This window comes from Actinoallomurus sp. NPDC052274, assembly GCF_040679475.1.
Lineage (GTDB): Bacteria > Actinomycetota > Actinomycetes > Streptosporangiales > Streptosporangiaceae > Actinoallomurus > Actinoallomurus liliacearum.
Genome location: NZ_JBFAUT010000016.1, coordinates 35,942 through 53,803, shown reverse-complemented (window position 1 = coordinate 53,803; position 17,862 = coordinate 35,942). Strand labels below are relative to the sequence as shown.

The following is a 17,862-nucleotide window of genomic DNA, read 5'->3' as shown; positions in this document are numbered from 1 at the left end:
CGCTTTCGCCTTGATAACGGACGCGTTGCGACACGGTCGCTTTGGCTCGTTCCTCCCCTGGTTGGGACTATGGTCCGAGAGATTCGTGCCATGACGCACATTTCGGGCGGGGTCTAATTGGAGGAGCTACCTTGCGCCGTGCAGTGAAGATGACCGCCGTCGCGGCGAGCGCGGTGCTTGCACTCAGCGCCGCCGGCTGTGGCGGTAAGAAGGCCAACACCGGCGGCGGTGGTGGCGGTGAGGGCAAGAAGACCGTCAAGGTCGGCCTCGCGTACGACGTGGGCGGCCGTGGCGACAAGTCGTTCAACGACGCCGCGTACGCCGGCCTGCAGAAGGTCCAGAGCGAGCTGAAGCTCGACGTCAAGGACATCGAGGCCAAGGAAGGCGAGAGCGACAACGACAAGATCCAGCGGCTGCAGCTGCTGGCCCAGTCGGGCTACAACCCGGTGATCGCCGTCGGCTTCGCGTACGCGGGCGCGCTGGGCAAGGTCGCGCCGAAGTTCCCGAACGTGAAGTTCGCCATCATCGACGACGACACGGTCCAGCAGCCGAACGTCGCGGACCTGCTCTTCGCCGAGAACGAGGGCTCCTACCTCGTCGGCGCGGCGGCGGCCAAGAAGTCCAAGACCGGCCACATCGGCTTCATCGGCGGCGTGGCGACCCCGCTGATCAAGAAGTTCGAGGTCGGGTACATCGCGGGCGCCAAGAAGGTCAACCCGAACATCAAGGTCGACTCCAAATACATCTCCCAGCCGCCGGACTTCGGTGGCTTCAAGGACCCGGCCAAGGGCAAGACGATCGCCCAGGGCATGTACGACCAGGGCGCCGACGTCATCTACACGGCGGCGGGCCTGTCCGGCACCGGCTCGCTGCAGGCGGCCGCCGCGGCCAAGAAGTGGTTCATCGGCGTCGACTCCGACCAGTACCTGACGGCGACCGCCGACCAGAAGCCGTACGTGCTGACCTCGATGCTCAAGCGCATCGACACCGCGGTGTTCAACTTCGTCAAGGGCGTCGGCGAGGGCCAGTTCCAGAAGGGCGACCAGCGGTTCACCCTCAAGAACGACGGCGTCGACTACTCCAAGTCGAACCCGTCGGCGCTGGGCGACCTGCCGGCCACCCTCGACGACCTGAAGCAGCAGATCGTCTCCGGAAAGATCACACCGCCCGAGAAGTGACGGCGGTAAGGGCTCGGGCCCGGGTGGACGGCTTCGGCCTCCCTCCCGGGCCCACTGGTGCGGGAGCAGGTCATGTCCACGACTGAGCCGGCGGTCGAGCTGCACGGCATCACCAAGCGCTTCCCCGGCGTCGTGGCCAACCACGACATCGACATCGCGGTCGCGGCGGGCACGGTGCACGCGATCGTCGGGGAGAACGGCGCAGGCAAGTCGACCCTGATGAAGATCCTCTACGGCATGCAGCGGCCGGACGAGGGAACGATCAAGGTCAACGGAGAGGTCGCCGACCTCCATTCGCCGTCCGACGCGATCGCGCGCGGCATCGGCATGGTCCACCAGCACTTCATGCTGGCCGACAATCTCACCGTCCTGGAGAACGTCGTCCTCGGCGCCGAGAAGCTGCACGGCATCGGCGGCGGGGCGCGGCGCCGGATCCGGGAGATCTCCGACCAGTACGGGCTGGGCGTCGAACCGGACCGGCTGGTCGAGGAGCTCGGCGTCGGCGCCCGCCAGCGCGTCGAGATCCTCAAGGTCCTCTACCGCGGAGCGCGGATCCTCATCCTCGACGAGCCCACCGCGGTGCTCGTGCCGCAGGAGGTGGACGAGCTCTTCGCCAACCTCGAGGAGCTCAAGCGCGAGGGCCTCACCGTCATCTTCATCTCGCACAAGCTCGACGAGGTCCTGAAGGTCGCCGACGCGATCACCGTGATCCGCCGGGGCACGACCGTGGCCTCCGCCGATCCCAAGGAGGTCTCCGCCCGGCAGCTCGCCGAGCTGATGGTCGGCAGCGAACTGCCGGTCCCGAAGCTGCGCGAGTCGACGGCGACCGACGTCCCGGTGCTGACCGTCGAGGACGTGACCGTCCGCGACGCCACGGGCCGCGCCGTCGTGGACGGGGTGTCCCTGACCATCCACGAGGGCGAGATCCTCGGCATCGCCGGCGTGGAGGGCAACGGCCAGGCCGAGCTCGTCGAAGCGATCATGGGCATGCTGCCGGTCGAGTCCGGCGTCGTCCGGCTCGGCGAGGACGACCTGGTCGGCCGGTCGACCCGGCACCGCCGGGAGATGGGCATCGGGTTCATCCCCGAGGACCGGCACCGGCACGGCCTGCTGCTGGAGTCCCCGCTGTGGGAGAACCGCGTTCTGGGCCACCAGACCCGGTCCCCCAACGTCAAGGGCATCCTCATCGACCGCGCCGGCGCGCGCCGCGACACGGAGCGGATCGTCGAGGAGTACGACGTACGGACCCCCGGCATCGACGTCAGCGCGGCCTCGCTGTCCGGCGGCAACCAGCAGAAGCTGATCATCGGCCGGGAGATGTCCGGGAACCCGAAGCTGCTGATCGCCGCGCACCCGACCCGTGGGGTCGACGTCGGCGCCCAGTCGGCGATCTGGGACCATCTGCGCCGGGCGCGGGCCGAGGGCCTGGCGGTGCTGCTCATCTCCGCCGACCTCGACGAGCTGATCGGCATGTCGGACACCCTGCGGGTGATCCTGCGCGGCCGGCTGGTCGGGGAGGCCGACCCCGCGACCATCACTCCGGACGAACTCGGCTCCCTGATGACCGGCGCCGCAGAGGGGAGCGTGGCATGATCTCCAACCTGCTCGCGAAGTCCTACGCGCGGACCGTGATCGCGGCGCTCATCGCGCTCGTCTTCGCCGTCGTCGTGACCTCGATCGTGTTGTCGATCAGCGGGTTCAACCCGCCGTCCACGTTCCAGGCGATGTTCGACTTCGGCAAGGAGCCCGACAGCGTCGTCAACACCGTCAACCGCGCGTCGGCGTACTACCTGTCCGCGCTCGCGGTCGCGATCGGGTTCCGGATGAACCTGTTCAACATCGGCGTCGACGGGCAGTACCGCCTCGCGGCCATGCTCGCCGCCGCGGCGGGCGGGGCGTGGGCGCTGCCGGCGGGTCTGCACCAGATCGTGATCATCGTCGTCGCGGCCGTCGTCGGCGGCGCGTGGGCGGGCATCGCGGCGATCCTCAAGGTGACGCGGGGCGTCAGCGAGGTCATCTCGACCATCATGCTGAACTTCATCGGCACCGGCGTGATCGCGTTCCTGCTCAGCCCGAACCGGCTCGCGGCGAAGGTCGCGGGCAGCAACAACGTCGGCACCAAGCCCATCGGCTCGTCGGGCCGGGTGCCGGGGATCTCCTACCCGGGCAGCGACCTGAAGATCTACGGCCTCGTCCTGCTCGCGGTGCTGGCCGGCCTCGGGTTCTGGTTCGTGATCAACCGCACGCGGTTCGGCTTCGACCTGCGGGCCACGGGTCTGTCCGAGAGCGCCGCCGTCGCGAGCGGCGTGGACGCCAAGCGCATGGTCGTCATCGCGATGGTCCTGTCCGGCGCGGTCGCCGGCCTCGTCGGCATGCCGCAGCTGCTCGGCGGGTCCTACTCCTACTCGCTGGACTTCCCGACCGGCATCGGCTTCACCGGCATCGGCATCGCGCTGCTCGGCCGGAACAACCCGGTCGGCATCGCCTTCGCGTCGCTGCTGTGGGCGTTCCTGGACCAGTCGTCGCAGATCCTCGAGTTCAACGACATCCCCAAGGAGATCGTCGCCATCACCCAGGCGGCCGTGCTGCTGTCGGTGGTCGTGGTCTACGAGATCGTCAACCGGGTGGGCCGGCGCATGGACCAGCGGCGCGTCGCCGCTGAGCTCGGCGAGGTGGCCGCGTGAGTGAGCGGAGCGAGCGAACCAATGAGCACAGCGCCTCTGGTCACCCCTCCGGCGAAGGAGGGCGCATGATCGATCAGGAGGTCCGGACGCCGGCGCCGCGGACCGGCGGAGTTCGCGGGTTCCGCGGCCGGCGGGCGCTGACCGCCGGACTGGGCGCCTTCGTCGCCCTCATCCTGCTGCGGCTCATCACCGGCGAGAGCGACATCACCTCCAGCGGGACGATGAGCGCGACGCTCGGGCTCGCCGTGCCGATCGGGATGGCCGCGATGGGCGGCCTGTGGTCCGAACGCTCCGGCGTGGTCAACATCGGCCTCGAGGGCATGATGGTGTTCGGCACGTGGGGCGCGGCCTTCGGCGCCTACTTCAGCGGCAGCCCCTGGCTGGGTCTCCTCTGCGGGATCGCGGCCGGAGCGCTGGGCGGCCTGCTGCACGCCGTCGCCACCGTGACGTTCGGCGTGGACCACATCGTCTCGGGCGTCGCGATCAACATCCTGGCGCCGGGCGTCGCGCGCTACCTGTCGGACCTGCTGTTCAACGGCGAGCCCGGTGGTGGCGCCACCCAGTCGCCCCAGCTGCCGGGCTTCCCGACGTGGAGCGTGCCCGGCGTCGGCGGCCCGCTCGGCGACCTCGAGAAGCACCACTGGATCCTGATCTCCGACCTCGCCGGGCTGGTCCGCGGGCTGCTGACGAACCTGTCCCCGGTCACCCTGGTCGCGGCCGCCCTCATCCCGATCTCGTTCTTCCTGCTGTGGCGCACGCCGTTCGGCCTGCGGCTGCGGTCGTGCGGGGAGAATCCCCTCGCCGCCGAGTCGCTGGGCGTGAGGGTCTACACGATGAAGTACGCCGCGGTGGTGATCTCCGGGGCGTTCGCCGGCGTCGGGGGTACGTTCCTGGCCATGGTGGCGTCCTCCAACTACCAGGAGGGCCAGGTCAACGGCCGTGGCTTCATCGGCCTCGCCGCCATGATCTTCGGCAACTGGCGGCCGGGCGGCGTCGCGGCGGGCGCCGGCCTGTTCGGGTACACCGACGCGCTGCAACTGCGCGGTGGCGCCGGCGCGGTGCACGCCATGCTGCTCCTGCTCGGCGTGGGCCTGCTCGCCCTCGCGGTCTGGCACGCGTACCGGCGCCGGATGGTCACGGCCGTGGTCTCGGCGGTCGTGGCCGTCGGGCTCCTCGCCTGGTTCTTCCTGACCGACGAGCTGCCCAAGGAGATCGTCACCTACAGCCCCCACATCACGACGCTGCTCGTGCTGGCGTTCGCGGCGCAGCGACTGCGCATGCCGGCCGCCGACGGGCTCACCTACCGACGCGGCGGAGGACACTGATGGCCGACATCGACTGGGACGCCCTCCGGGCGGCCGCCCGTGCGGTGATGGCGAAGGCGTACGTCCCGTACTCCCACTTCCCGGTGGGTGCCGCCGGGCTCACCGACGACGGGCGGATCATCGCTGGCTGCAACGTGGAGAACGCCTCGTACGGCGTCGGCCTGTGCGCCGAGTGCGGGCTGGTCTCGGCGCTGCACGGCACGGGCGGCGGCGGCCGGCTGGTGGCCGTCGCCGTCGTGGACCGCCACGGCGCCCCGCTGATGCCCTGTGGACGCTGCCGTCAGCTGCTGTGGGAACATGGCGGCCCCGACATGCTGCTGGAGACCGTCAGCGGCATCCGGCCGATGCGCGAGGTGCTGCCCGACGCCTTCGGCCCCGACGACCTGGAGAAACGAGCTTGAATTTCGACGCCGTCGACGTCATCCGTACGAAGCGGGACCGCGGAGAGCTGTCCGACGAGCAGATCGACTGGACGATCAGCGCGTACACCGAGGGCGTCATCGCCGAGGAGCAGATGTCCGCCCTCGCGATGGCGATCCTGCTGAACGGTATGAGCCGGCGCGAGGTCGCCCGGTGGACCGACGCGATGCTGCGCTCCGGCGAGCGGATGGACTGGTCCAAGCTGAGCCGCCCCACGGCGGACAAGCACTCCACCGGCGGGGTCGGCGACAAGATCACCCTGCCGCTGGCGCCGACCGTGGCCGCCTGCGGCGCCGCCGTGCCGCAGCTCTCCGGCCGCGGCCTCGGCCACACCGGCGGCACCCTCGACAAGCTCGAGTCGATCCCCGGCTGGCGGGCGTCGCTGTCCAACGAGGAGATGCTGGGCGTCCTGGACCGGGCGGGCGCGGTGGTGTGCGCGGCCGGCTCCGGCCTCGCTCCCGCCGACCGCAAGCTGTACGCCCTGCGGGACGTCACCGGCACGGTCGAGTCGATCCCGCTGATCGCCAGCTCGATCATGTCGAAGAAGATCGCGGAGGGCACCGGCGCGCTGGTGCTGGACGTCAAGGCCGGCTCCGGTGCCTTCATGAAGAGCGTGGTGCACGCCCGCGAACTGGCCCGCACGATGGTCGACATCGGCACCGACCACGGCGTGAAGACCGTCGCGCTGCTGACCGCCATGGACACCCCTCTCGGCCGTACGGTCGGCAACGCGCTGGAGGTCGACGAGTCCGTCGAGGTCCTGGCCGGCGGTGGCCCGGAGGACATCGTCGAGCTGACCGTCGCCCTGGCCCGGGAGATGCTGGCCGCGGCGGGCGTCGCGGGCACCAAGGACCCGGCCGACGCGCTGCGGGACGGCTCCGCGATGGACGTCTGGCGCACCATGATCTCCGCGCAGGGCGGCGACCCGGACGCCCCGCTCCCGGTCGCGAAGGAGACCCACGAGGTCGTGGCGACGGAGTCCGGCGTGCTGTCCCGGCTCGACGCCTACGGCGTCGGCGTCGCGGCGTGGCGTCTCGGCGCCGGCCGGGCGCGCAAGGAGGACCCGGTGGTGCACGCCGCGGGCATCGTCCTGCACGCCAAGCCGGGCGACCTCGTCCGCGCGGGCCAGCCGCTGATGACGCTGCACGCCGACGACCCGGCGCGCTTCGAGCGCGCGCTGGCCGCCCTGGAGGGCGCCGTGGAGATCGGCGAGATGGAGGACGCCCGGCGGCCGCTCATCCTGGAGCGGATCGCCTGATCAGGTGCCGGAGGACGCGGCGGCGGCGAGGAAGAAGACGACGAGGATCAGCAGTGCGAGGACGATGAAGGCGCTGCCGATCGCGCCCAGCACCACGCCCGCCGTCGCCTGACCGTCGCCGCCGAGGTACCCGCCGCTCTCGCGGATCCGCCGCTTGGCCGACAGCCCCATGAACAGGGCGATCGGCGCGAGCAGGCCGCACACCACGAGCCCGAGGATGCCGAGGACCATCGAGGCCGTCGCTCCACTGTCGTCCTGCGCGGGCGGCGGAGCCGGGTACTGGTACATGGCCGCACCATAGACGAATCCGGCGGTGGCGCGAAGGCCTCCGTACGGCCCGGCGGCTCGACCCCGCGTCCCCGCCCGCCCGGCCACCGGCCGATCGCCGCCGTACGGGCCCCTCAGCGCCTCGCCGAGGGCCCGGACGGCGATGTGAGGCGCGGACGGCCGGTAATGTGCGTGGCGTGACGAACCGTCCTGTGCTCGACGACATCCGGCGGGCCCCCAAGGTGCTCCTCCACGATCACCTCGACGGTGGGCTGCGGCCGGAGACCATCGTCGACCTCGCCCGTGAGACCGGCTACGACGCGCTGCCCGCCACCGACCCGGCGGAGCTGCGCACCTGGTTCGCCGAGGCGTCCGACTCCGGATCGCTGGAGCGCTACCTGGAGACGTTCGACCACACGGTCGGCGTGATGCAGACCGCCGAGGCCCTGACCCGCGTCGCGTACGAGTGCGCCGAGGACCTGGCCAAGGACGGCGTCGTGTACGCGGAGGTGCGGTACGCGCCGGAGCAGCACACCCGCAACGGACTGACGCTGAACCAGGTCGTCGAGGCGGTGCTGCGCGGATTCGCGGAGGGCGGCCGCGACCACGGCATCCGCGTCGGCACGCTGCTCACCGCCATGCGCCACCAGGCCCGCAGCATGGAGATCGCCGAGCTGGCGGTCCGGTACCGCGACGACGGCGTCGTCGGCTTCGACATCGCCGGCGCCGAGGCGGGCTACCCGCCCACCCGGCACCTCGACGCCTTCGAGTACCTCCAGCGGGAGAACGCCCACTTCACCATCCACGCGGGCGAGGCGTTCGGCCTGCCGTCGATCTGGCAGGCCATCCAGTGGTGCGGCGCCGACCGGCTCGGGCACGGCGTGCGCATCATCGACGACATCGGCGAGCGTGAGGGCGAGAGCCCCCGGCTCGGGCGCCTCGCCGCGTACGTCCGGGACAAGCGCATCCCGCTGGAGATGTGCCCCAGCTCCAACGTCCAGACCGGCGCCGCCAAGTCCATCGCCGAGCACCCGATCGGGCTGCTCCGCCGCCTCTACTTCCGGGTCACCGTCAACACCGACAACCGGCTGATGAGCGGCACGACCCTGTCGGAGGAGTTCGCCAAGCTCGTCGAGGCGTTCGACTACGGCTGGGACGACCTGCAGTGGTTCACGGTCAACGCCATGAAGTCCGCCTTCCTCGGCTTCGACGAGCGCCTCGAGCTGATCAACGGCGTCATCAAGCCGGGGTTCGCGCAGCTGAAGTGGCGATCGCACTCGTGACCGCCGCCGTGTTCCCCAAGACTCCGCCCGGCGCGAAGGTGTTCCGGTCGTCGGCCCCCCGCTTCTTCGGCTGGGCCTGGATGGTCTTCGCCGCCGCCAACCTCGTCGACATCCTGTGGCGCGGCCGCGACGCCGCCTCGCTGGTCGCCGCGATGGTCATGCTGCTCGGCTGCGGCGTCGCGTACGTCGGCGCGCTGCGGCCCCGGATCGTCGCCGACGAGGAGGGCGTCCGCCTGCACAACCTGCTCCGCGACGTCGAGGTGCCCTGGCGCGGGGTCGAGCGGGTCGAGGGCGGCGACGCCGTCTACGTGCACGGGGGCGGCCGCCGGTTCCGCGCCTTCGTCCTGCAGATCTCCCCGCGCAACCGCGCGCGGTTCGAGGCGAAGGCCCGCCGTCAGGAGCGGAAGCTGCCCGACCACGTCGCCGACTACGTCCAGGGACGCACCCAGACCGACTTCGCGGTCGAACAGCTCCGTGAGATGGCCGGGGAGCGCTCCCGGCGCGGCGAGGACGGCGCGGCCGAGCCGACGGTCACGTGGGCCTGGCCGGCCGTCATCGCGGTCGCCGTCCCGGCGGTCGCCTTCCTCGTCGCCCTCGTCATCGCCCTGCGCTGACCCGGCCCCCGCGTATGGCGGCTCAGCGGGTCACCGCCTCCACCGCCGGGATCCGGATCGAGCGCAGGGCGGCGCCGAGACCCGTCCCCAGGGTGAGGACCGCCGCGACGGCGACGACCGCCAGGTAGGTGCCGGCGCCCGCGTCCGGCAGCGCGTGCCCCGTCCGGGCGATGCTGTAGGGCACGATCGTGAACAGCCCGGCGACCGCCCCGGAGACGACGCCGAGCACCGTCAGGATGACGCCCTCCACCGCCACCGTCCACAGGACCTGCCCCGGCGTGATCCCGACGAGCCGCTGCCGCGCGAACTCGCCGCGCCGGTACGTCATCGCCGCGATCAGCGTGTTGATCAGCATGATCGCCGAGAACACCACCAGCATCCCGATGACCGTGAAGTTCAGCGTCTCGGTGGTCTTCTGGTCGGCCGTCGCCACCACCCCGGACGCGGCGGTGGCCGCGTTCTCGATCCACTGCATGTAGAGCGTGCCGGTGGAGATCCCCGTGAACAGGATGATCGGCATCAGCGTCGCCGCGAGGCGACCGGCCCGCCGCCGCACGTACTGAACCGTCAGGTAGGCGGGGACCCCGGCCACCCGCTCGAGCGGGCGGGCGAGCACGGTCGTCACCCGGCGGATCAGGACCGGACCCGCCAGCGCCAGGCCGATGGAGACCCAGATGGAGGTCTGCCCGGCCGTCTGCATCGCGTCGATGCCCTTGCCGCGCATGGCGGTCGCGGTGGTCACGGCCAGGCTCGCGCCCAGGACGAGCAGGACCACCGCGGCGGCCTTCCGCTTGCGGCTCATCCGGGCGTCGCCCGTGGCGGCGTTCCGAGCCGACTCGGCCGCACGCGTCCGCACGACGCCTCGTACGGTGATGACCGCCGCGGTGGTCGCGGCCGTCAGCGTCACGCCCAGCCCGATGCCCAGCGCGTACGGCCCGAAGGCGTAGCCGATGCCGTCGGCGACGCGCTTGCTGGAGATCAGCAGCGACAGCAGCGCCCGGCCGGCCAGGGCGGCCGGCGCGATCGCCACCAGCCCGGCGACCAGTGCGACGACGGCGGTCTCACTGACGATCATCCGGCCGATCTGCATCGGCGTGGCGCCCACCTGCTTCAGCAGCGCCATCTCGGCGTCCCGCTGCCGCACGACCAGGGTCAGCGTGGACGTGGCCGAGAAGATCACCATGATGAGCCCCCAGCCGCCGACGACCGAGGCCATGGTGATGAGCGAGTTCCTGCTGGCGGAGGGCACTCCATCGCTCATGGCGGTGTCCAGCAGCGAGGCGAAGGCCATCACCATCGCCGCCCCGAACCCCATCGAGACGAATGTCGCCAGGAACCCGCCGGCGCGATGCCGCAACGAGCGAAGAGCCAACCCGAACATGGTCAGACCTCCGTCCGGTCGCGCCGCGCGGTCCGGTCGCCCAGGCGCGTCATCCGCTCCGCCACGGCCTCGGCCGTCGGCCGGGCGAGTTCTCCGGCGAGGCGACCGTCGGCCAGGAACAGGACCGAGTCCGCGTACGAGGCGGCGACCGGGTCGTGGGTCACCATGACCACGGTCTGGCCCTGCTCGTGCACCGCCCGCATCAGGAGGCCCAGCACCTCGCGCGCACTGCGCGTGTCGAGCGCGCCGGTCGGCTCGTCGGCGAAGATCACCGACGGGTTCGTCACCAGGGCCCGCGCGATGGCGACCCGCTGCTGCTGACCGCCGGACAACTCCGCCGGCAGGTGCCGCAGCCGGTCGCCGAGACCCACCTTCGTCAGGATCTCGCGGGCGTACCGGCCGTCCACCTTCCGGCCGGCCAGCCGCAGCGGGAGCGTCGTGTTCTGCAGGACGTCCAGGGTGGGGAGCAGGTTGAACTGCTGGAAGATGAAGCCGATCCGCCGCCTGCGGAACTTCGTCAACTCGGTCTCGGAGCCACCGCTCATCTCGGCGCCGTCGACGAACACCTTCCCGCCGGTCGGCCGGTCCAGCCCCGCCGCGCACTGCAGCAAAGTGCTCTTGCCGGAACCGGACGGCCCCATGACGGCCGTGAACGTCCCCTTCCGCAGACTCAGTGAGACCCCGTCCAGCGCGGTCACCTGAGTGCCCTCCGCGCCGTAGACCTTCCGCACCGAGACGACCCGCAGCGCCTCGGAATCGCTCGTGGGGAGCGTGCCCTGTCCGTTCATGACCCTCGCCTCTCAAGGCGCCGTTGCGCGCCGTACGAGAACGAAACTAGGGATGGCCGGAGGACATCTCGATGGGCTCAGCAGGCCGACGGTGGTGTACCTAACGACACCATCGGGCCTTCACTCGCCGAGCAGCAGGATCTCCAGGAACGCGTCCGGCGCGTCGCGGAGCACATTGTGGCTGCTGGAAAGGGTGTGCACCCGCCAGGCGGGATCCTCGGCCAGCCGCGCGTGGACCTCGGTGAACGGCGAGCCGTCCCAACCGGACAGGTACACGTAGTCCCGCGCCTTGATCTCGCCGAGGCCGTTCCCACGTAGCCGGAGCCGCTGGAGGAAGGAGGCCAGGGGATGCGCGGTCGCGCGGGGGTCGAGGCCGGACGGCGGTCGGACCGAGAAGCCGTCCGCGGCCGCTCCGTCGAGGAACAGCCGGCGGAACGCCTCGGTCGTCAGGTCCCAGCAGGACTGTCCGTCCTCGGGCACGTAGGCGTCGCTGTAGACCAGGCGCCGCACCGAGCCGGGCTCGGCGCGGTCGGCGACCCCGGTGATGACCATGCCGCCGTAGCTGTGCCCGACGAGCACGGCGTCGGCGACCCTCTCGGCCGCGAGGACGGCGAGCACGTCGTCGACGTGGGTGTCGAGGTTCACGGCGGGCGAGGCCAGGTGGGCGCGGTCGTCGACCCCCGTCAGGGTCACGGGCAACGCCCGGTGCCCGGCGGCGCGGAGCCGGTCGGCCAGACCGGAGTAGTGCCAGCCGCCGTGCCAACCACCCGGAATGAGAACGAAGGTCGCCATGTCCGCCCCTCTCTGTCGCCAAGGCAGTGACTCTAATAGAGTGTCTCTAATCGAGGCAAATGGGAGAGCCGATCATGCTGACGTTGTGCATCCTCGGATTCCTGGCGGAGGAGCCGCTGCACGCCTACGAGCTGCGGGCGCGCATCTCCGGGCTGTCCGGGCACATCCGGCCGGTGAGCGACGGCGCGCTGTACCCGGCGCTCAACCGCCTGCGCGCCGCCGGGTTCCTGGAACGGCACGAGGAACCGGGCCGGGCCGGCACCCCGCGCCAAGTGCTGACGCTCACCGACGCCGGACACACGGAACTGCTCCGCAGGCTCGCCGACCCGGCGGAGGTCGAGATCACCGACCGGAACTCGTTCATGATCCTGCTGGCGTTCCTCGGGCGACTGCCCGACCCCGCCGACCAGCTCCGCGTGCTGCGCCGCCGCCTGGCCTTCTACGACCAGCCCGCCAGCTACTTCTACGCCGACAGCCGCCCGCTGCGGGCCGCCGAGATGACCGACCGGTTCCGCCGGGGAATGCTCAGCATCGCCGCCGAGACCAAGCGAGCCGACATGCGCTGGCTCCGCCAGATCATCACCGAACTCGAACAGGAGACCGGCGGGAAAGGCGACCAGCCCCGGACGGATGCCCACGGAGGAACGGCGCACGCCGGCGGAGATGCCCGGCTCGGCCCGGCCGACTCGGCCCCTACACCGTCATCCGCGACCGGCGACGAGAGAGCGCCCGGTCGAGAAGGATGACCGGCACGATGCCCGCCGCCAGGCCGGCGCCGATCCAGGTGACAGAAGTGATGCCCGCGCCGGCGTTCAGGGCGACCCCGGCGAGTGCCGGAACGAGGCTGATGCCGAGTTGGAACGCCGAGACGGTGGTGGCACCGGCGAGTGTCGGCGCCGTTGACGCGATGGCGAACACCCGTCCGTAGATGGCCGGGTTCAGCACGAAGCCGGCGATCCCGAGGAGAAGAACGAGGGGGACGACGGCCAGCGCATGCCTGGCCAGGACCGCGAGCAGGACGGAACTGGCCGCTATCCCGAGCGCTCCGGCCAGGAGCGCCTGGGAGGGTCGCCTGTCGGCGATCCTGCCTCCGATGGACAGCCCGACGAAGGCGCCGATGCCGAACAGCGCGAGGACGGCGGGGACCCAGACGCCGGGGACACCGGTGATGTCGGTCAGGAACGCCGCCAGGTAGTTGTACGAGATCATGTAGGCGGCGGTGCTCAGTACGGTGGCGGCGTAGACCACCCACAGTTGTGGTCGCCTCATGGTCCGAAGCTCACGCCGTACGCTCGGCTCCTGGCCCGTGCCCGTCGCCGGCATCGCGAGCAGGCTCGAGATCGCACCGGCGACGGTCAGGGCGACCACGCCCCAGAATCCGCCCCGCCATCCGGTGAAGTGACTGAGCAGTGCGCCTGCCGGCCCCCCGGCGATCATCGCCAGGCTGAGGCCGCTGACGACGACGCCGGAGGCGCGTGCGGTGCGGTCGGGTGTGACGAGGCCGATCGCGGTGACCGCCGCGACCGCCCAGTACCCCGCGTAGGCGAGGCCGCAGACGAAGCGGGTCGCCAGAAGCACCGCGTAACCGTCGGTCAGAAGGCCGATCGTCACCGAGGCGGCGAAGACGGCCTGAGTGATCACCAGCGTGGTGCGTCGCGGCCAGCGCAGCGTCATGATGGCGAAGGGAGGCCCGCCGATCACGACACCGATGGCGAATGCCGAGATCAGCGCGCCGGCGGAGGACAAGCTGATCTTCAGGTCATCGGCGATCTCCGGCAGGACCCCGGCCAGCAGGAACTCCGCGCTGCCCATCGCGAACAGGCTGAACGCGAGCAGGTAGACGCCGAGCGGCAGCCTCCCACGAGAGACCGGCACCTGCTGCTGTGCGGTGTCGACGCTCACCGGCCATCACCCGCTACCGCGGCGCGGCGCTGGTCGACGGCGTGATCGACGTCTTCCTCCAGCAGGTCGGTGTTGATGGCGAAGGCGGCGGCTGACCCCATGCCGGCGGCGGTGATGACCTGGGCGCGCGGATCGATGACGTTACCGGCGGCCCAGACGCCGGCGATGCCGGTGCGCCCGGTTCGGTCGGTCACGACCCAGCCGCTGTCGTCCTTGGCGCAGCCCAGGTGGGTCAGCAGCTCATCACGCGGAACCATGCGAGGGAAGAGGAAGGCCGCGGCGCGGGGGACGGCGCGGCCGTCGGTGAGCTCGATGCCGTGCAGCCGATCGTCGTCGACCACCAGACGCTTGACCTCGCCCTCGACGATGCGCAGGCCGCGCGCCTCCAGTCGCTCGCGATCCTGCGCCGTCAACTCCAGCGTGTGCGCGAAGAAGACGACGTCGTCGCTCCACGCACGCAGGAGCAGGGCCTGGTGCACGGCGCCCGGATGGGTACCGAGGACGGCGAGCGGCCGGTCACGGACTTCGTAGGCGTGGCAGTAGGGGCAGTGCAGGAGATCCTTGCCCCACCGCTCACGCACGCCGGGGATGTCGGGAAGCTCGTCGCGCAGCCCGGTCGCGACCAGGACGCGGCGGGCCTTGAGCACGGGCCCGCCGACCATGCGGACGTCGTAACCGTGGTCGATCTGGTCCACCCGCCCTTGGATGAGCCGTACGCCGTACCGGGAGATCTCGGCGCGGCCGAGTTCGAGCAGTGTCGCGGGGGCCAACCCGTCGCGGGACAAAAAGCCGTGCATGTGTGCGGCGGGTGCGTTGCGCGGCTCGCCGGCGTCTATCACCACCACCTTGCGGCGGGCGCGTCCGAGAAGCAGGGCGGCGTTCAGCCCGGCCGCTCCGGCGCCGACCACCACCACGTCGAAAATCCCGTCGTCGGCGGTACGCGGTGCGCTGCCGTCCGGGTCGTTAGTCGCCTTGATCATGGCGATCACCTCCGCGCCCGATGGTGTGCGCCCTGCTGGTGAACCGACAAATTCCGTTGCTGATTCTGGGACGCAGGAGGTGAAATGAGCGGTATGGACGAGCAATCCCCGATCGCCGCCACGCTGGCCCAGGTCGGCTCCCGCCTCAAACGCATCCGCACCGAACGCGGCGTGAGCCTGTCCGCGCTGGCCGAGGCGACCGGCATATCCAAGAGCACGCTTTCCAGGCTTGAGACGGGCCAGCGCCGCCCCGGCCTGGAACTCCTGCTGCCCATCGCGCAGGCGCATCAGGTGCCGCTGGACGAACTGGTCGGGGCGCCCGAGGTCGGCGATCCCCGGATCCGCTCGAAGCCTCGCATCCGCAACGGCCGCACGGTGATCCCGTTGACCCCGCACCCGGGCCCCCTGCAAGCCTGGAAGTCGATCATTCCGGCCGAACAGAACCGCCCCGAGTTGTGCACACACGAGGGCTATGAGTGGCTCTACGTGCTGTCCGGGCGCCTGCGGCTGATCGTGGCCGATCACGACCTGATCCTGGGGCCAGGGGAGGCCGCCGAGTTCGACACCCGCCTGCCCCACTGGTTCGGCCCCACCGGCGACTCTCCCGTCGAGGTCCTCAACCTGTTCGGCCGCCAAGGAGAACGCATGCACATCCGCGCCAGACCACGCCCCCGACAGGAACCGGCGTCCTGAGCGGAGGGCGCCTTCGAGAGGGGCGGCGAGTAACGCTGAGGCCGGGCGGAGCCCGGCATCGGGGGGTTCCGGGGGGTCGTCCCCCCGGGTGGGTGCCTGGAGACAGCGAAGCCGCCCCGAAGGGCGGCGAGTAACGCTGAGCGAGAGCGGACGACGGGATTCGAACCCGCGACCCTCACCTTGGCAAGGTGATGCTCTACCAGTCTGAGCCACGTCCGCGTGACCCCTCAAGAATAGCGGATCTCAGGACTAGATGAGCCCGGCGTCGTGGGCGAGGAGGGCGACCTGGACGCGGTTGTTGAGTTCGAGTTTGGCCAGCAGCCGGGAGACGTGGGCCTTCACGGTGGCGACGCTCATGTAGAGCTCGGAGCCGATCTCGGCGTTCGACTTGCCCTGGCCGATGGCGACGACCACCTCGCGCTCGCGGTCGCTGAGGCGCGCGAGACGCTCCTGGGCCGGGTTGGGCCGGGTCTGGGCGACGTGGGCGATGAGGCGGCGGGTGACGCTGGGGGAGAGGATCGGCTCGCCCGCGACGACGCGACGGATGGCGTTGATGATCTCGCCGGGCGGGGTGTCCTTGAGGAGGAACCCGGCGGCGCCGCCGCGCAGGGCCCGCAGGACGTGCTCGTCGGCGTCGAACGTGGTCAAGATGATGATCTCCGGGGCTCCCTGGCGGGCCCGGAGTGCCTCGGTCGCGGCCAGGCCGTCCATGCGGGGCATCCGGATGTCCATGAGGACGACGTCCGGCGAGTGTTCGGCGACCAGCGCGGCGACCTCGGTGCCGTCGCCGGCCTCCGCGACGATCCGCAGGTCGTCGGCGCCGGCCAGCATCATCGACAGGCCCGCACGGACCAATGCGTCATCGTCGACGATCAGCACGCGAATGGTCACGGGTGACACACTAACGGCGCGCGCCGATCGACGGCGCGTTCCGCCCGATCAGGGCCGGGCGTCACCGCCCATTCGGGATCAGGCGGCCCCACCCGACGCGCCGGTCGGCGTGGCCTCGCCGCGCCAGGGCAGCCACGCCCGGACGCGGAACTCCCCGTCCGGGGTCGGGCCGTGTTCGAGGCGGCCGCCGGACAACATCGCGCGTTCGGCGAGTCCGATCAGCCCGGTGCCCGAGCCGGGAATGCCCGACGCGGCGTTGACCAGCGGGTTGCGCACCTCGATGGTGAGGTCGGAGCCCGCCGACCCGTCGACGACGACGCTCACGGTGGCGTTCGGAGCGTGCTTGCGGGCGTTGGTGAGCGCCTCCTGCACGGTGCGGTAGGCGCTGCGCCCGAGCGCGCTGGGGACCGTCTCGAGGTCGTGCAGCCGGTTCTCGTAGGTCACGGTCATCCCGGCCCGCCGCGACTCGTCGATGAGCGTGGGCAGGTCGGCGAGGTTCGGCTGGGGGCGCTCGGGCGCGTCGTCGGTCGTGTCCTCGCGGAGCACGCCGATCACCTCGCGCAGGTCCTGGAGGGCCTGGTGCGCGCTCGCCCGGATCACGCTCGCCGCCTTGGCGATCTCGGTGGGAGGAGCGTCGGGACGGAACTCCAGCGCCCCCGCGTGCACGCTGAGCAGCGAGATGCGGTGGGCGAGGACGTCGTGCATCTCACGGGCGATCCGCGCGCGTTCCTGGTGCCGGGCCTGCGTGACGCGGAGCTGTTGCTCGGCCTCGGCCCGCAGCGCCCGCTCCCGCAGGGACAGGATGAGCTGCCGCCGCGCGCGGACGAACATCCCCCACGCCACGACCGCCGCGGTCACCACGGCGCCCCACACGACTCCGACCCAGTACGACTCCGTGGGATCGGGGAACACGGCGGTGTAGATCGCGCCGGTGACGAGGTGCACCAGGGCGACCAGCGCCACCGTACGGAAAGGCCGGTGCACGGCCACCGTGAACAGCGCGATGCACCCCGCCCCGGAGACGCTCGCCGAGACCAGGCTCACCACGCCCAGGGCGACCGCGAGCTCCACGGGGTGGCGCCGGCGCCACCACAGCGCGAGGCAGCCGAGCACGCCGATCAGCACGTCGGGCAGCCGCGGCGGATGAGGGGCCTCCACAGACCCGTGGGACGACGCGAACAGCATCAAGCCCCCGAAGAGCACCGCCAGCACGAAGCAGGCGATGTCGACCGCCCAGTCGCGGGCGGACCGGGGGACCCGCTCGGCCGGGTCGGGGGCCGCGAGCAGGGCGGGGAGGAGGGACGGGTGGTCGGGGCGGGACACCGCCATACCGCTCATGGTCCCCAACGGTAGATCCCCGCCCGGCGGACCGGCATCGGCCGAAAGTCGACTCCGCCGTGACCTCG

18 protein-coding genes and 1 tRNA gene are annotated in these 17,862 nt (G+C 71.3%); 10 read left to right on the top strand and 9 right to left on the bottom strand.

Features of this window, described 5'->3' with window-relative positions; genetic code table 11:
• The first annotated feature begins 131 nt into the window (after window positions 1–131).
• From AB0K82_RS16115 to AB0K82_RS16090, 6 genes are all read left to right on the top strand, one after another.
• A complete protein-coding gene (locus AB0K82_RS16115; protein ID WP_364397538.1) occupies window positions 132–1,178 on the top strand; it encodes a BMP family ABC transporter substrate-binding protein in 1,047 nt (348 codons plus the stop codon).
• Window positions 1,179–1,250: 72 nt separating this feature from the next.
• On the top strand, window positions 1,251–2,771 hold the full coding sequence (locus AB0K82_RS16110; RefSeq protein ID WP_364397535.1) for an ABC transporter ATP-binding protein: 1,521 nt from the start codon (window positions 1,251–1,253) through the stop codon (window positions 2,769–2,771).
• Window positions 2,768–3,862, top strand: a complete 1,095-nt coding sequence (locus AB0K82_RS16105) for an ABC transporter permease (RefSeq protein ID WP_364397533.1) — start codon at window positions 2,768–2,770, stop codon at window positions 3,860–3,862. Before AB0K82_RS16110 ends, AB0K82_RS16105 begins: the two co-directional genes overlap by 4 nt.
• Window positions 3,863–3,927: 65 nt before the next feature.
• Complete coding sequence (locus AB0K82_RS16100) at window positions 3,928–5,187, top strand: ABC transporter permease (protein ID WP_364397530.1); 1,260 nt, start codon at window positions 3,928–3,930, stop codon at window positions 5,185–5,187.
• Window positions 5,187–5,588, top strand: coding sequence for a cytidine deaminase (locus AB0K82_RS16095; RefSeq protein ID WP_364397528.1), 402 nt, complete (start codon window positions 5,187–5,189; stop codon window positions 5,586–5,588). Before AB0K82_RS16100 ends, AB0K82_RS16095 begins: the two co-directional genes overlap by 1 nt.
• Window positions 5,585–6,865, top strand: coding sequence for a thymidine phosphorylase (locus AB0K82_RS16090; RefSeq protein ID WP_364397526.1), 1,281 nt, complete (start codon window positions 5,585–5,587; stop codon window positions 6,863–6,865). The genes AB0K82_RS16095 and AB0K82_RS16090 overlap by 4 nt, the downstream gene beginning before the upstream one ends.
• On the opposite strand, the gene AB0K82_RS16085 is transcribed toward AB0K82_RS16090, so the two are convergent.
• Complete coding sequence (locus AB0K82_RS16085; protein WP_364397523.1) at window positions 6,866–7,153, bottom strand: DUF4190 domain-containing protein; 288 nt, start codon at window positions 7,151–7,153, stop codon at window positions 6,866–6,868.
• 176 nt (window positions 7,154–7,329) lie between these two features.
• Here AB0K82_RS16085 and AB0K82_RS16080 point away from each other — a divergent pair, with 176 nt between their 5' ends.
• Complete coding sequence (locus AB0K82_RS16080) at window positions 7,330–8,415, top strand: adenosine deaminase (protein WP_364397520.1); 1,086 nt, start codon at window positions 7,330–7,332, stop codon at window positions 8,413–8,415.
• Window positions 8,397–9,029 (top strand): PH domain-containing protein, encoded by a 633-nt coding sequence (locus tag AB0K82_RS16075; RefSeq protein ID WP_364397518.1) that lies wholly within the window; start codon window positions 8,397–8,399, stop codon window positions 9,027–9,029. Before AB0K82_RS16080 ends, AB0K82_RS16075 begins: the two co-directional genes overlap by 19 nt.
• Before the next feature lie 22 nt (window positions 9,030–9,051).
• Here AB0K82_RS16075 and AB0K82_RS16070 read toward each other — a convergent pair whose 3' ends face one another.
• The 3 genes from AB0K82_RS16070 to AB0K82_RS16060 form a co-directional block, all read right to left on the bottom strand.
• A complete protein-coding gene (locus AB0K82_RS16070) occupies window positions 9,052–10,410 on the bottom strand; it encodes an FtsX-like permease family protein (protein ID WP_364397516.1) in 1,359 nt (452 codons plus the stop codon).
• Window positions 10,411–10,412: 2 nt separating this feature from the next.
• On the bottom strand, window positions 10,413–11,198 hold the full coding sequence (locus AB0K82_RS16065) for an ABC transporter ATP-binding protein (RefSeq protein ID WP_364397513.1): 786 nt from the start codon (window positions 11,196–11,198) through the stop codon (window positions 10,413–10,415).
• Window positions 11,199–11,318: 120 nt separating this feature from the next.
• The gene (locus AB0K82_RS16060) at window positions 11,319–11,990 is read right to left on the bottom strand and encodes an alpha/beta hydrolase (RefSeq protein ID WP_364397510.1); all 672 of its coding nucleotides are present in this window, start codon (window positions 11,988–11,990) and stop codon (window positions 11,319–11,321) included.
• A 59-nt stretch (window positions 11,991–12,049) separates the two neighbouring features.
• Here AB0K82_RS16060 and AB0K82_RS16055 point away from each other — a divergent pair, with 59 nt between their 5' ends.
• Entirely contained in the window at window positions 12,050–12,736 is a 687-nt protein-coding gene (locus AB0K82_RS16055) for a PadR family transcriptional regulator (protein ID WP_364397507.1), read from the top strand.
• Here AB0K82_RS16055 and AB0K82_RS16050 read toward each other — a convergent pair.
• Both AB0K82_RS16050 and AB0K82_RS16045 read right to left on the bottom strand, forming a co-directional pair.
• Window positions 12,684–13,892, bottom strand: a complete 1,209-nt coding sequence (locus AB0K82_RS16050) for a Cmx/CmrA family chloramphenicol efflux MFS transporter (protein WP_364397504.1) — start codon at window positions 13,890–13,892, stop codon at window positions 12,684–12,686. The genes AB0K82_RS16055 and AB0K82_RS16050 overlap by 53 nt on opposite strands.
• Window positions 13,889–14,872: an NAD(P)/FAD-dependent oxidoreductase gene (locus tag AB0K82_RS16045; protein WP_364397501.1), complete on the bottom strand. Its 984-nt coding sequence runs from the start codon at window positions 14,870–14,872 to the stop codon at window positions 13,889–13,891. The genes AB0K82_RS16050 and AB0K82_RS16045 overlap by 4 nt, the downstream gene beginning before the upstream one ends.
• A gap of 93 nt (window positions 14,873–14,965) precedes the next feature.
• Here AB0K82_RS16045 and AB0K82_RS16040 point away from each other — a divergent pair, with 93 nt between their 5' ends.
• Window positions 14,966–15,565, top strand: coding sequence for an XRE family transcriptional regulator (locus AB0K82_RS16040; protein WP_364397708.1), 600 nt, complete (start codon window positions 14,966–14,968; stop codon window positions 15,563–15,565).
• 145 nt (window positions 15,566–15,710) lie between these two features.
• Here AB0K82_RS16040 and AB0K82_RS16035 read toward each other — a convergent pair.
• From AB0K82_RS16035 to AB0K82_RS16025, 3 genes are all read right to left on the bottom strand, one after another.
• Window positions 15,711–15,784 (bottom strand) — tRNA-Gly (locus tag AB0K82_RS16035).
• A 30-nt stretch (window positions 15,785–15,814) separates the two neighbouring features.
• Window positions 15,815–16,456, bottom strand: a complete 642-nt coding sequence (locus AB0K82_RS16030) for a response regulator transcription factor (protein ID WP_364397498.1) — start codon at window positions 16,454–16,456, stop codon at window positions 15,815–15,817.
• Window positions 16,457–16,534: 78 nt separating this feature from the next.
• Complete coding sequence (locus tag AB0K82_RS16025) at window positions 16,535–17,794, bottom strand: histidine kinase (RefSeq protein ID WP_364397496.1); 1,260 nt, start codon at window positions 17,792–17,794, stop codon at window positions 16,535–16,537.
• Window positions 17,795–17,862: the final 68 nt, after the last annotated feature.

Coding starts and splice junctions, on each gene's coding strand:
- AB0K82_RS16100 (WP_364397530.1), top strand. CDS start 3,928: ATGATCGATCAGGAGGTCCGGACGCCGGCGCCGCGGACCGGCGGAGTT.
- AB0K82_RS16085 (WP_364397523.1), bottom strand. CDS start 7,153: ATGTACCAGTACCCGGCTCCGCCGCCCGCGCAGGACGACAGTGGAGCG.
- AB0K82_RS16105 (WP_364397533.1), top strand. CDS start 2,768: ATGATCTCCAACCTGCTCGCGAAGTCCTACGCGCGGACCGTGATCGCG.
- AB0K82_RS16070 (WP_364397516.1), bottom strand. CDS start 10,410: ATGTTCGGGTTGGCTCTTCGCTCGTTGCGGCATCGCGCCGGCGGGTTC.
- AB0K82_RS16040 (WP_364397708.1), top strand. CDS start 14,966: ATGGACGAGCAATCCCCGATCGCCGCCACGCTGGCCCAGGTCGGCTCC.
- AB0K82_RS16110 (WP_364397535.1), top strand. CDS start 1,251: ATGTCCACGACTGAGCCGGCGGTCGAGCTGCACGGCATCACCAAGCGC.
- AB0K82_RS16065 (WP_364397513.1), bottom strand. CDS start 11,198: ATGAACGGACAGGGCACGCTCCCCACGAGCGATTCCGAGGCGCTGCGG.
- AB0K82_RS16025 (WP_364397496.1), bottom strand. CDS start 17,794: ATGAGCGGTATGGCGGTGTCCCGCCCCGACCACCCGTCCCTCCTCCCC.
- AB0K82_RS16060 (WP_364397510.1), bottom strand. CDS start 11,990: ATGGCGACCTTCGTTCTCATTCCGGGTGGTTGGCACGGCGGCTGGCAC.
- AB0K82_RS16055 (WP_364397507.1), top strand. CDS start 12,050: ATGGGAGAGCCGATCATGCTGACGTTGTGCATCCTCGGATTCCTGGCG.
- AB0K82_RS16095 (WP_364397528.1), top strand. CDS start 5,187: ATGGCCGACATCGACTGGGACGCCCTCCGGGCGGCCGCCCGTGCGGTG.
- AB0K82_RS16045 (WP_364397501.1), bottom strand. CDS start 14,872: ATGATCAAGGCGACTAACGACCCGGACGGCAGCGCACCGCGTACCGCC.